At 60.5% G+C, this 12,324-nt stretch carries 11 protein-coding genes; 7 read left to right on the top strand and 4 right to left on the bottom strand.

What is annotated here, in order from left to right:
• Positions 1–584 precede the first annotated feature (584 nt).
• The 3 genes from BG61_RS36485 (at position 585) to BG61_RS45155 (ending at position 1,435) form a co-directional block, all read left to right on the top strand.
• Positions 585–788: a cold-shock protein gene (locus BG61_RS36485; RefSeq protein ID WP_035936933.1), complete on the top strand. Its 204-nt coding sequence runs from the start codon at positions 585–587 to the stop codon at positions 786–788.
• Positions 789–1,155: 367 nt separating this feature from the next.
• Complete coding sequence (locus tag BG61_RS36480) at positions 1,156–1,383, top strand: H-NS family nucleoid-associated regulatory protein (protein WP_035936914.1); 228 nt, start codon at positions 1,156–1,158, stop codon at positions 1,381–1,383.
• Positions 1,370–1,435, top strand: a complete 66-nt coding sequence (locus BG61_RS45155; protein ID WP_370818094.1) for an H-NS family nucleoid-associated regulatory protein — start codon at positions 1,370–1,372, stop codon at positions 1,433–1,435. The genes BG61_RS36480 and BG61_RS45155 overlap by 14 nt, the downstream gene beginning before the upstream one ends.
• A gap of 100 nt (positions 1,436–1,535) precedes the next feature.
• Here the strand turns inward: BG61_RS45155 and BG61_RS36475 are convergent, their stop codons facing one another.
• Positions 1,536–2,903 carry a hypothetical protein gene (locus tag BG61_RS36475; protein WP_035936916.1) on the bottom strand — a complete coding sequence of 456 codons (1,368 nt, stop codon included), beginning with the start codon at positions 2,901–2,903 and terminating at the stop codon, positions 1,536–1,538.
• Positions 2,904–3,360: 457 nt separating this feature from the next.
• The gene (locus BG61_RS36470) at positions 3,361–4,332 is read right to left on the bottom strand and encodes an AraC family transcriptional regulator (RefSeq protein ID WP_035936918.1); all 972 of its coding nucleotides are present in this window, start codon (positions 4,330–4,332) and stop codon (positions 3,361–3,363) included.
• Between the two features lie 94 nt (positions 4,333–4,426).
• Here BG61_RS36470 and BG61_RS36465 point away from each other — a divergent pair, with 94 nt between their 5' ends.
• Positions 4,427–5,260: an oxidoreductase gene (locus BG61_RS36465; protein WP_035936921.1), complete on the top strand. Its 834-nt coding sequence runs from the start codon at positions 4,427–4,429 to the stop codon at positions 5,258–5,260.
• Between the two features lie 295 nt (positions 5,261–5,555).
• Positions 5,556–6,923, top strand: coding sequence for a pyridoxal phosphate-dependent decarboxylase family protein (locus tag BG61_RS36460; protein WP_035936924.1), 1,368 nt, complete (start codon positions 5,556–5,558; stop codon positions 6,921–6,923).
• Positions 6,924–6,955: 32 nt separating this feature from the next.
• Here the strand turns inward: BG61_RS36460 and BG61_RS36455 are convergent, their stop codons facing one another.
• Positions 6,956–7,855, bottom strand: a complete 900-nt coding sequence (locus BG61_RS36455) for a LysR family transcriptional regulator (RefSeq protein ID WP_035936925.1) — start codon at positions 7,853–7,855, stop codon at positions 6,956–6,958.
• A 152-nt stretch (positions 7,856–8,007) separates the two neighbouring features.
• Between BG61_RS36455 and BG61_RS36450 the strand changes: the two genes are divergently transcribed.
• Entirely contained in the window at positions 8,008–8,754 is a 747-nt protein-coding gene (locus tag BG61_RS36450; protein WP_035936927.1) for an SDR family NAD(P)-dependent oxidoreductase, read from the top strand.
• A 387-nt stretch (positions 8,755–9,141) separates the two neighbouring features.
• Positions 9,142–11,463, top strand: a complete 2,322-nt coding sequence (locus tag BG61_RS36445) for an FdhF/YdeP family oxidoreductase (protein WP_051673036.1) — start codon at positions 9,142–9,144, stop codon at positions 11,461–11,463.
• Positions 11,464–11,563: 100 nt separating this feature from the next.
• On the opposite strand, the gene BG61_RS36440 is transcribed toward BG61_RS36445, so the two are convergent.
• Positions 11,564–12,112, bottom strand: coding sequence for a cytochrome b (locus BG61_RS36440; protein WP_035936929.1), 549 nt, complete (start codon positions 12,110–12,112; stop codon positions 11,564–11,566).
• Positions 12,113–12,324: the final 212 nt, after the last annotated feature.

Genomic DNA, 12,324 nt, shown 5'->3' with positions numbered 1-12,324 from the left:
CAGATCGAAAGCAAGGCAATGCGAAAATTGATGCATCCGAGTCGCGCCGACAAACTGAGGCAATATCTCGAGCGTTGAGTCAGGGACGCGCACATCGGCGCGTCGCGTTGCATAGGACGACGAGCAGCGCCTGCGGCTGGCCCGGATAAATTTGCAGCGGCTTGATGTTGGCAGCTTCTTCTTCTACCGTTCTTCACTCGGATAGTCGATGGGCCGGTGCTCCGGCAGAGTGCGTCCGCATCTGCACTGGCCGAGATTGTTCGGCGCGCCTGCACGCGGTGAGCCCTTGCGGGAGCGCGCGATGAACAAGGTTGATCGTTTCCCGGGACGTCGCAGCCGTTTGAGTGTCAATGATCTTCGCTTTGCTCATGCGTGGCGCGAGGCACGGGGGCGTGATCGAGCCCCGTCGGCGAGAACGGCGCGGGAATACCCTCGGCGTCGGTGTGAATGGCGATCGGTTTTAGCCTCCGGGCAGATCCCGGTTGTCGGGGACGATTTCCTCGTGTTACAAAGTGGATTCCGCTGTCCAGTGCAATGGACGGCGTGATCACCCGAAATGTATGACCTTTAGGAAAATTCAGCAGATGGCAACCGGTACCGTAAAGTGGTTCAACGACGCAAAAGGTTTTGGCTTCATCACGCCGGACGGCGGTGGTGAGGATTTGTTTGCGCACTTTTCTGAAGTGAAGGCGGACGGCTTCAAGTCGCTGCAAGAGAACCAGAAGGTCAGTTTTGAGGTAAAGCAAGGCCCGAAGGGCAAGCAAGCGTCTAATATTCAGCCTCTTTAAGCCCGCACAACCGTCGGATCTGCTCGCTGGCGGATCCGACGTAAGGTGACGGGTGCTCATCTTGCCGCGTCCTCCCAAAACGCGCGACTCCCCGCGTTCACGTAGCATGGCCTCTCGAGTCGAGCCGCCAGGCTTGTCTCCGAAGTGTGGTGACATCATCCAAGTGCGTGCCGACGCAGCGGGCTGCGGACCACGAGATAGCCTATATCGGTTCCATAGAGCAACGAAAGACGCCACCGTTTGCCGAATCAGCGTTCCGGCAAGTCGCTTTGGCGCGACGACGTTTTTGAATTGCCCGTCGCCCTCATTGGTTGCTACCCCTTTGCGCCAAAGTCCTGAGTCGACATCAACGAGTACATCTCCCTGAATGGAAATTGAAAAGCCTAGCCTTAAAGAACTGCTCCTGCAGCGTCAAACATTGCAGCAGCAGGTGAGTGCGGCACGCCAGCGTGAAGCGGAAGTGGTCCTCGCCGACATCGTGCGGAAGATGCACGAGTATGAAATCAGCTTCGCGGAATTGATGGGGCGAGAACGCGAAAGCGAGAAAGCTCACGAACGCCCTTGCGGCCAGGTATCGAGATTTGCGAAGCGGTGAGATTTGGAGCGGTCAAGGACGGGCGCCGCACTGGATCGTCGACAAGAATTGAGACGGCTTCCTCGTGCGCACCTGAACGCCAGAGGTTCTGGCGACGCGGCGCGCTTCGTGCATCGTCGCAGACTGCTACGCTTCCACCTCCTGCCATGCACTCACAACAACACCGCTTGCCGCAAAAGTTCCAGCGCTTTTAGCTCGTCCAGTCGGCCAGTGCGTGCCTTACCTGCCAGCGTTTTGATCAGTGCTTCCGCTATCGGTTCGATACCTTCGAGATTATCGAGGCTGGTCGCGGAAGTGAAAGAGCGCGACATCGAGTTTAGGTGCGGGACTACAGCAGGCGAGGGTTGCTCAAGCGCTGCGGAGACCGGGACCTTCTCTCCAGGTGAGTGACGATCAACCTCTGCGGGGGAATCGCTTGCGTGATCTCGCTGGCTGAGGGCTGTTGCCTCATCACCTGAGACAGCCGCCGGAATGAGTGCGCTCTCAGCATCGGCGATCGCGGCCTGCTGAGCGCGCCCTGCGCGCGCCTTCGTGACGGTCGACTTCGGTAGCGCGCGCTCTCTGGTTGAGGCCGCAGGCAGTTGTTGTTGCTGGCCGGACGCTCGGCCGCGGGGCACGGGAGCGAGCAAGCGGGACACCGATTCGGGGATCTCTGTTTCAGAACGAGGACTGTCCAACCAGCCGCCTGGCAAGCCCAGGCGCTCCGTGAAACGAGTCGCCTCAGCATCGTCCATGCGTCTCTTGCCGTGTAGCCGATGGGCCATGTTGGAACCCGTAAGCGCCATGACCGCCGCAAGCCTCACTTTTGATCCGTTGCGAGTCGTGAGAACGTGAAGGTTGGCGCGCCGGATATTTTCGACCGCCGCGCTGTCATTTAACGCCAGAGACTGCTGTTGGCTCGCCTTCGGAGAGAGCCTGGCTTTCGCGGGAGCGTCTTTTTGCGGGGTACGCGCGCGCGGCTGCACGGCTGTCGTACTTCCACTACTCTTAACGACCCTTGGCGACCCGCCAGTTGTTTTCTTGGGCATTTCCGGTTCCTCGGACAAACGATCTTTAAGAAATGGTTGTTGGTTGAGCGTTGGGGGAGAAACGGGCCTGAATGATTCGGACACGGCTTCTGGTTCGCCGTCCAGTGGAACGAAGTCTAACGGTGAGCTCAAACGAGCGATGGTCTCGGGCGACAGCGCAGGATTGGGCTGGTCAAAGAAGCCGTGCGGCAACCCAAGCGTAGTTTCCATGTGAAAAGCAGTCTCGGGCGTGAATCGCTCGCCCTTCATCAGTTCGGCCACTCGCGTCAGGTTCGAATCAAGCCCTAACGCAATATTCTCTGCGCCCACCGCATCGACCAGTAGCTGAAACGATCGCGTTTTGAAAATAGAGGCAGTCTGAGCGGGGTCTCGAGCAGGCGGTCCTTTCACGTATGGTTGGCCCTTTCGGTTGGCCGGCGACTTTTTGACGTGGCGCGTTTGGCGCTGGCCGCTGTCTCGAGATCCCGAGTATCGCCCGCGCGCTTGACTCATGAAGTAAGGCTCCCTGCGTTAGTTGAGGCTGTAGTTCGTGGATTATAGACGAGGCCTTCGTCGGTTCATGCGGCTTCGCCATCATCGTCCCCGGTCAGTAACCGGCAGAAACCGTCGATCGCGCGACATGCCTCGATCAACGTGTGGTCGTCGAGCACACCGGTAGAAGCAACTTCCCGACGCAAGACCCGAAAAGGGGCGCGACTTCTGCCCTGCGCGCACCGATCAATAGCGAATCGTTCCGTCGGGTCGATGTCGGAACGCGTTCGGTCAGCAAGCGCCATTCACAGTTCGGGGCCAATGGCCATCTGTACGGCCGCTTTGAGCGCGGGAAGCAACATGGAATGAAGACGCGATGAGCGAGCGTATCGCGGGTGAGCTTCGCTGATCATCCATAACAGCCGCAGTCCGCGGCACCGGTTTGCATCGCCCGGGACTGCCTGTTCGACAGCAAGCCTCAGTGCGATGAGACGTACTCGGCGTCATGGAACACAGGCGGGATCGCAAAACTTTCTCGCATTCGTTTCGTCTCCGTCGCCGGGGTCAAGCCAAAAAGTCTTCTGAATTCTCTGCTGAACTGTGATGGACTCGTGTAGCCCACGGCACGGCCAGCCGCCTCTGCGGTCAGGTCTTGACGCACCATCAACAGGCGAGCCTGATGCAGGCGCGTCGACTTTAGATACTGCATGGGTGACGTCTGTGTGATCGCCTTGAAGTGGCTGTGGAAGCTAGGAATACTCATGCCGGCTTCACGTGCGAGTTGCGACAGGTCGAGCGGCTCCGCGTAGTCGGCGTGAATGCGGCGCAGGGCCCGGCCGACCTTTCCATACTGACCTTTCATCGCGAGCGCCTCTCGCATGGAGCTTCCCTGCTCCCCGGTGAGTACCCGGAAATAGAGTTCGCGTAGCAGACCGGGACCCAGCACGGCAGCCTCGAGCGGCCGGTTCATTGCCTCGAGGAAGCGCAGCACCGATGCGCGCATGTTCGCATCCATCGGGCTTGACATCATGCTCTGCGGCGGCTGCGCACGCTCGGCCACCAACTGGCGGTCGATTTGCAACATCAGTTCGGCGGCGACCGCAAAATCAAGGTGCAAATAAATCGCGAGAAGCGGGTGCGCGGGCGTCGCGTCCGTCTCCATGTCGAACGGAACGGGAACGGACACAGCGAGGTAGTGCTGCGCGTCGTAGACGTACAGCTTGTCACCGAAGTAACCGCGCTTGCGGCCCTGGCAAACAATGACGATTCCCGGATCGTAAAGAACCGGCGTACGCGACAACGCCCGATCGGAGCGAAGTATTCGGACGCAGGGGAGCGCCGTGAGGTTGTATCCCTCGTTGTGCGCCAATGCGCGGAGCAGATCGACCAAGCGTCGCTGCCCCTGGTCTGACGATCCTGAACGATGACGCTCGGCACTCTGGGAAGACATAGTTTTAGGCAAGAAAGGCAGGAGATTTGCGCTTACAAGACCGATTTTCGCAGAATAACATGCGCCTTCTAGTCTACCGAATGGAGAAGCTCAAATGGAATCCAGCAAACTCTTGCTCATCACCGGTGTCAGCAGCGGCTTTGGCCGTGCGCTCGCACAGGAGGCGTTGGCAGTCGGTCACCGCGTGGTCGGCACGGTGAGAAACGAGCAGGCGAAGCACGACTTCGAAGCGCTGTCCACCGACAAGGCCTTCGCTCGCATACTCGACGTGACCGAATTCGACGCCATCGACCGCGTCGTCGCAGAGATCGAAGCGAGCGTCGGCCCCGTCGACGTCCTCGTCAACAATGCGGGCTATGGGCATGAAGGTATTCTGGAAGAGTCGCCTTTGTCCGAGATGCGCCAGCAGTTCGATGTGAACGTGTTCGGCGCAGTCGCCATGATGAAGGCCGTGCTGCCTTTCATGCGTGAACGCCGGCGCGGTCATGTTCTTAACATTACGTCGATGGGGGGCTACATCACGATGCCCGGTATCGCCTACTACTGCGGGAGCAAGTTCGCCCTGGAAGGTATTTCAGATGCGCTAGCCAAGGAAGTGCAACCCTTCGGTATTGCTGTTACCGCCGTTGCGCCAGGCTCATTTCGCACTGACTGGGCAGGTCGCTCGATGAGCCGCACGCCTCGTTCAATCCCCGACTACGATGCCTTCTTCGAGCCGGTTCGCAAGGCACGCATGGAGAAGAGCGGAAAGCAGTTGGGAGATCCCGCAAAGGCCGCACGTGCGATGCTCGCCGTGATCCATGCAGATCATCCGCCGGCACATCTTCTGCTCGGTAGCGACGCGCTTCAACTCGTGCGAAGCAACCTGTCTACCGTGGCAAGCGACCTCTGCGCCTGGGAACACGTAACAGTTTCGACCGACGGTTGAACGCGGCATTGCGGGCGGCCCATCGGGGTCAATCGCGGCGAATCGCGAAGTGCCGCGCAGAGTTAGCCGCGATGGTCGAGCGAGTCGGCGGTTACGTTGATCGCTACCTCGCTGCCCGATTTGCTGCGTGCAATTCGGCTATGCATGGCGGTGGCCAGCGTGCTCAGGACACTCTGGGTCCTTTTGGCCCCGACAACGGTGATGGGGCCGCGCTCGATGCAACCGTTGACCGGCGACGACACTGGGCATCAAAATGAAAACTGGATTCGGCACATTGCAATGTCAGGGGACCCAAATGGAAGCGACGTCAGTGAACGAAGTCTTGCAAGAAGCCTCACAACGATCTATCGCGTACTTGCAGTCTGTCCGGCACCGGCCGGTCTCTGCCTCACTTCAGGCAATCCAGCGTCTCGACGAATTAAAGCATCCGCTTCCGCAAAAGGGCGTAGATGCTTTGGAGATCGTGCGTCGCCTCGACGAGATTGGATCGCCGGCGACGGTCGCCACTACAGGCGGACGATACTTTGGTCTGGTGATCGGAGGCGCATTACCCGCTACCGTCGCTGCGAACTGGCTTGCAACGGCATGGGATCAGAATGCCTGTTTTCGCTGGACTTCCCCGATCGCGGCGGTTCTGGAGGACGTGTCGCTGCAATGGCTGGGCGACCTGTTCGGACTGGAAGGGGGCGTTGCGGGAGCGTTTGTCAGTGGCGCCTCGATGGCGAACTTTACCGCGCTGGCCTCCGCGCGCCACGCGCTTCTCTCCCGCCTGAACTGGGATGTGGAAGCCAAAGGACTCTACGGCGCGCCCGAGCTGCGCGTAGTTGTTAGCGACGAAGTCCACGTCACTATATTGAAGGCGCTTTCGCTGCTCGGCCTTGGACGCGAGCGCGTCATTCGGGTCCCGACTGACAGGCAGGGGCGACTCAAAATCGATAGTCTGCCGGAGCTTGATGACCGTACGATCGTCTGCATCCAGGCCGGTAACGTGAACACCGGTGGTTTCGATCCTGCGGCCGAGGTCTGCCGCCGGGCGCGGGAAGCGGGAGCGTGGGTCCATGTCGATGGTGCCATCGGTCTCTGGGCGCTTGCAAATCGTGACTTCGCGGCGCTGACCGAGGGGCTCGCTGAGGCCGATTCCTGGGCGACAGACGGCCATAAATGGCTCAACGTGCCCTATGACAGTGGCATCGTGCTTGTCCGAAAGGCGGCCGATCTGCGCGCGGCGATGTCCGCGAGTGCCGCGTATCTGGCCGAAGGTGTGGAAGGCGATCGCGAACCCTCGCACTACACCCCCGAATCGTCAAGGCGGGCGCGCGGTGTCGAAATATGGGCCGCGCTCCTGCACCTCGGCAGGGATGGCATCGCCGGTCTGGTCGAACATACGTGCCGCCATGCCCGATTGTTCGCTCAGAGCCTGAAGGACCACGGGTTCGAAATCCTCAACGACGTTGTGCTTAACCAGGTGCTCGTATCGTTCGGATCCCCTGAGGCAACCCGCGCCGTGATCAATCGTCTCCAGGCCGAAGGTATCTGCTGGTGTGGCGGGACCGTATGGCAGGGACGTACAGCCATGCGTATCAGTGTCTCAAGTTGGGCGACCACCGAAGCTGACGTGCAACTTAGCATCGATGCTATGGTTCGAGCCGCTGAGCGCGCGTGACGGCGGGACGTCCGCTTAGTTCCGATGGCATGTCACGTCGAACGCCGCGCAATCCTCGATATCAACTCGTCCACTCGCGACACGAACAGTTCGACAATCGGCGCGGTATTGCTTGGGCGGTAGCCCACGACCAGTTCAATGGTGGGGACATCACCCGCCAGCGGCCGACTGGCGACCGACCACGGCATCAGGTTTTGCACATAGGCCGGTATCAGGGTGATACCGCGCATCGAAGCAATCAGCGACATCACCATCGCCGGGTTATCGACGCTTTGCGCGACGTCCACCTCCACGCCCGACCTGGCCAGATAGGCGTCGATCACCTGACGCAGCACCTTGGCCTTGTCTGCCATCGCGATGAACGGCTCGTGCCGAAGCTCTTCCGGGTGCACCGCTTCTCGCGCAGTCAATGGGTGATCGCTCGGCATCAGCACGACGAGGGGCTCTTCACTTACGACCTTGTATTCGAGCCCGTACCCGGGCTCAGCTCGCATGAACGCCACGTCGAGCTTGCCGTGCGCCACGGCAGCGGCAAGTTCCGTCGAGTAGTCGCTGGAGACGGTGACTTCGATATTCGGCAGCTCCTCACGCAACAGATGCATCGCGTCGGTTAGCCACGTCATTTCCTGCCCCGTCAGAAAGCCCATTGCAAAGCGCGGTTTGGCCGGCTGCGCCGCACGCCGCGCCGCCTCCACCGCCGCGTCCACCTGAGCCATCGCGAGCCGCGCGTGATCGATGAATGCCTTGCCTGCCTCGGTCGGTTCGACCCCGCGCGCACTGCGGCGTAGCAACTCCACGCCCACCTGATCTTCCAGATCGCGAATCTGCCGGCTCAACGACGGTTGCGAAGTGTGCAGCCGTTTTTCGGCCGCCTCGGTCAGGCTGCCGGTCTCGACTACCGCAATGAAATAGCGCAGATGGCGTAGTTCCATCAATCTCCCCCCATGCCTGCGAGGCATGTATCCCCGCCTGGAAAGTCTTTCTCATTGCCGCGAGAAGCTCATAAATTGCCTCCTGTAGCCACTTTCTCTGTTGCGAACGCAAACAAGCCATGCGTCGCAGCGATACCTTACAGGACTTTCTCATGAATAGCCCCGTCGTTCTCATTACCGGCGCCCTGGCCGGCATTGGCCGCGCCACCGCCCTCGCTTTTGCACACTCCGGCGCCCGGCTTGTCGTCTCCGGCCGGCGTCCGGCCGAGGGTGCGGCTCTCGAGGCCGAGTTGCGCGAGCTCGGTTCCGACGCCTTCTTCGTGCAAGCCGACGTTCGCCATGACGACGAGGTCCGCAACCTCATCGATCAGACCGTGGCCCGCTTCGGCCGGCTCGACGTCGCCGTCAACAACGCCGGCACAGAAGGCACGCCGGGCCCGGTGACCGAGGCGTCCGCGGACAGCTATGCCGCCACCTTCGACACCAACGTGCTGGGCATGCTGTTGAGCCTCAAGCACGAACTGCGCGTCATGACCGGCCAGCGATCGGGCAGCATCATCAACATTTCGTCGACCTATGGGCACGAAGGTGCGGCCTACGCCGCCATTTACGCTGGCAGCAAGCACGCTGTCGAAGGGATCACCAAATCGACCGCGCTCGAAGTGGCCGGTACGGGGGTGCGCGTCAATGCCGTTGCGCCGGGACCGACGGACACCGGCATGCTCGACCGCTTCACCGGCACACCGGAAAGGAAGGCGGTGCTCGCGGGCGCAGTGCCGCTCGGGCGGATCGGCAAGCCATCGGAGATTGCCGCGGCCGTGCTCTATCTCGCATCCGAAGGCGCCGCGTTCGTGACCGGGCAGATCGTCACGGTCGACGGCGGCAAGACCGCGGGCTGATCCGCGCTTTCTCGCTCTCACGAGAACCGTCAAGGCGAGCGTCGCGAGATCTTCTGCCCTGCACGCGCCGATCCGGGCGGGGCACCTGATGGTTCGACGTCGGACCGCATGCGGCCAAAGACGTGACTGTTGCGATGTCTCTTTGAGCGGCAAAAGCAGCGGCGATGACATCATTTCTATCCAAGGTCGACATTCATCAAAAGCGTTTTACGAGTATGCTGTTTTCGAGCACCGATTGAGTCCAGAAGTCCCGGATTCTGCGCTGCATCCGGTATCGATACGGAAAGGGAGACCCGTCGCCCGCACGTCTATTTTTATCAGACGGTGCCCGACGGTACGGTCGCGGCCTGTCGCACCTGAATGGTGAATTAGCACGGGAGATCGGAAATGGCTGATCGTCGGGAAGTTCATGGCATCAAGCGATACGACAGTCCTGCCGGTGGATGGGGGGCGTTGAACGCCACCGCGAAAGCGGTAAGGCAGCAAATGGACGCGACTGTCGCACCGGTGACTTTGCTGCGCACGAACCAACCCGACGGTTTCGACTGTCCCGGCTGCGCATGGCCGGACAAGGAACATAGATCTACTTTCCAGTTTTGCGAGAACGGTGCGAAGGCCGTGACATGGGAAGCGACGAAAAAGCGGGTGACGCCAGAATTCTTTGCGGCGCACACGGTGACGTCGCTGCTCGGCTGGTCCGATCATCAATTGGAAAACGAGGGACGCCTGACTTGCCCGATGGCGTATGACCATGCCACGGATACCTATGTGCCGATCACGTGGGAGGCGGCGTTCTCGCGTATCGGTCAGGTGATGCGCTCGTTGCCGGATCCCGACATGGCCGAATTCTACACATCGGGTCGGGCATCCAACGAAGCCGCGTTTCTCTATCAACTCTTCGCGCGCGAATTCGGTACGAACAACTTTCCCGACTGTTCGAACATGTGCCACGAGGCGACCAGCGTCGGCTTGCCTCAGTCAATCGGGATCGGGAAAGGAACGGTGTCGCTTGAAGATTTCGACCATTGCGAATTGCTGATCGCGATGGGGCACAATCCCGGGACAAACCATCCGCGGATGATGGGAACGCTGCATGAACTCGCGCGCCGGGGTGTGCCGATCATCGTGTTCAACCCGCTGCGGGAGCGGGCGCTCGAGAGATTCGCCGATCCCCAGAGCGCGATGGAGATGGTGACGTTCGGCTCGACCGACATTGCGTCTTCGTACTATCAGGTCAAGGTGGGCGGCGACGCCGCCGCATTGAAGGGCGTTCAGAAAGCCATCGTCGCGCTCGACGACGCTGCCGCAGCGGACGGGTCGGTCATTGATCACGAATTCATCAGCAGGCACACGAACGGTTACGATGCGTTCGTCGCCGATCTCAACGCGACGGCGTGGGAGGAGATCGAGGCAAGGAGCGGGCTTCCGCGCGACGCGCTCGAGGCGGTCGCGCAAGCCTACGTCGAGTCGAACGCGACCATCGTCACCTACGGCATGGGCATTACGCAGCACAGCAAGGGAACGGCGAATGTCCACCAGATCGCCAATCTGCTTTTCCTGCGCGGCAATTTCGGAAAGCCGGGCGCGGGAATCTGCCCGCTGCGCGGTCATTCGAACGTTCAGGGCAATCGAACGGTCGGCATCACGGAGAAGCCGTCGAAGGACATGCTCGAGCGCATCGAGCGGACTTATGGATTCGTGCCCCCGAAGGCGCACGGCCACGACGCCGTGCGTACCATTCAGGCGATTGCCGATGGAAAGTCGAAAGTACTGTTCTGTCTGGGCGGCAACTTTTCGGTGGCGCTTCCGGATTCGGACGCTTCGTTCGCAGCAATGCGCAAGCTCGATCTGGCAGTGCACATCAACACGAAACTGAACCGCAACCATCTTCTGGTCGGCAAGGAATCGATCGTGCTGCCGTGCCTCGGGCGCACGGAACTGGACGAACAAAGCGGTGGCGCGCAGGCGGTGACGGTCGAGGATTCGATGTCGATGGTTCACGCCTCGCGGGGCAAACTGCCGCCGGCGTCCGGGCATCTGCGTTCCGAGCCTGCGATCGTCGCCGGTATTGCGCAAGCGACACTGACGAATAGCAAGGTACCCTGGCCAGCGTTGATCGCCGACTACGACCTGATCCGGGACGGGATCGAAGCCGTATTCCCCGATTTTGCGCAGTTCAACGAGCGTATCCGCAAGCCGGGCGGTTTCCGGCTTCCGCTGCCGCCCACGGAGCGCGTGTGGCCGACCTTGTCCGGGAAGGCGGAATTCATACCGTTTGCCGGGCTGAGCGAAGGACAGGAACCGACGTCCGCCGATGTCCTCACGCTCACGACGCTACGCAGCCACGATCAATACAACACAACGGTCTACGGGCTGGACGATCGCTATCGCGGAGTATTCGGGCGCCGTGACGTGATTTTCATGAACGAAGACGATATGGCCCTGCACAATCTGGAGCACGGCGATGTGGTCGACGTCGAGACGGCGCTGCCCTACGACCGTACGTTCCGGCTTGCGGGTTTCACCGTCGTCGCATACAAGATCGCCCGCGGCTCGATCGGTGCTTACTACCCTGAAGCGAACGTGCTGGTCCCGCTCGATTACATCGACGAAGAGAGCGGCACGCCTTCATATAAATCCGTGCCAGTCAGGATTTCCCGGTCGCCTCAAACAGGAGTTACGGCGTCGCAAGGGGCGGCCGGTGGATGAACGCCGGACTTTTACAAACTTCTATCCGAAGTCCCGGTCGGAACTCCGGTCCAGAGCCGGCGGGCAACCGGGAGGCCCCGGAAGCGCCTTGAGCTTCGTCTCACTCGTCACGGGCAAACAGCGTCATACGCGTAAGTGTCGCGTCCTTGAACACGACGTGATGCGCGAGCGCCGCCAACGTATGCAATCCGATCAGCCAATACGCGGCGTTACCCACCAGAAAATGCGCATCGTGGAAGAATTGATGGGCGATGGGGTCCGCTCCGAATAACTTGATGTGCCATCCAATTCCAGCGAGCGTGACGGCATTTCCCCCCGTGTTCACCATGGCAATGCCGAGCAGCGGCTGCACGAAGATCAACAGATAAAGCGCGAGATGGACGAGGCGTGCCATGAAAAGCTGGATCGGCGAGTGCGCGAGTTCCGTGGGCGACCCGTGCCAGAGCCGCCACAGCAACCGCAAAATCGACAAGCCCAGGATCAGCGACCCGGCCCATATGTGAACGCTGTTCCACAGGAGCCGGCTGTCCGATCCTTTTGGACCACGTATGTTGATGGCGACGAGCCCGACCACGATGAGCACTGCCGTAGCCCAATGGAAGAACATCGCTGGCTTCGAATAGGACGGGGCGCGCCCGGACGATTGCATGGATTTATTCCTTATGTTGAATGACGAGGGGACCATGCGAATGAAGCGCATCCAGCATGACAACGGCTCACAGCAGGAGCATCGACACGGTTACCCCGACCGTAAACTGTTTTGCCAGCCGAATTATTCCCGGGTGCCCATGGTCGAGAAGCGGTTTCTTGTAACGAATTGTGTTGCCGGGATGCTTTAGAAGCTGTTGCGAAATTAGTTCA

Source organism: Caballeronia glathei, from assembly GCF_000698595.1.
GTDB lineage: Bacteria > Pseudomonadota > Gammaproteobacteria > Burkholderiales > Burkholderiaceae > Caballeronia > Caballeronia glathei.
The sequence above is the reverse complement of the archived record's forward strand: the minus strand, read 5'-3'. Positions and strand labels throughout refer to the sequence as shown.

Bases quoted from the DNA above. Each gene is read 5' to 3' on its own strand.
- BG61_RS36485 (WP_035936933.1), top strand. From the start codon at position 585: ATGGCAACCGGTACCGTAAAGTGGTTCAACGACGCAAAAGGTTTTGGC.
- BG61_RS36480 (WP_035936914.1), top strand. From the start codon at position 1,156: ATGGAAATTGAAAAGCCTAGCCTTAAAGAACTGCTCCTGCAGCGTCAA.
- BG61_RS36475 (WP_035936916.1), bottom strand. From the start codon at position 2,903: ATGAGTCAAGCGCGCGGGCGATACTCGGGATCTCGAGACAGCGGCCAG.
- BG61_RS36470 (WP_035936918.1), bottom strand. From the start codon at position 4,332: ATGTCTTCCCAGAGTGCCGAGCGTCATCGTTCAGGATCGTCAGACCAG.
- BG61_RS36465 (WP_035936921.1), top strand. From the start codon at position 4,427: ATGGAATCCAGCAAACTCTTGCTCATCACCGGTGTCAGCAGCGGCTTT.
- BG61_RS36460 (WP_035936924.1), top strand. From the start codon at position 5,556: ATGGAAGCGACGTCAGTGAACGAAGTCTTGCAAGAAGCCTCACAACGA.
- BG61_RS36455 (WP_035936925.1), bottom strand. From the start codon at position 7,855: ATGGAACTACGCCATCTGCGCTATTTCATTGCGGTAGTCGAGACCGGC.
- BG61_RS36450 (WP_035936927.1), top strand. From the start codon at position 8,008: ATGAATAGCCCCGTCGTTCTCATTACCGGCGCCCTGGCCGGCATTGGC.
- BG61_RS36445 (WP_051673036.1), top strand. From the start codon at position 9,142: ATGGCTGATCGTCGGGAAGTTCATGGCATCAAGCGATACGACAGTCCT.
- BG61_RS36440 (WP_035936929.1), bottom strand. From the start codon at position 12,112: ATGCAATCGTCCGGGCGCGCCCCGTCCTATTCGAAGCCAGCGATGTTC.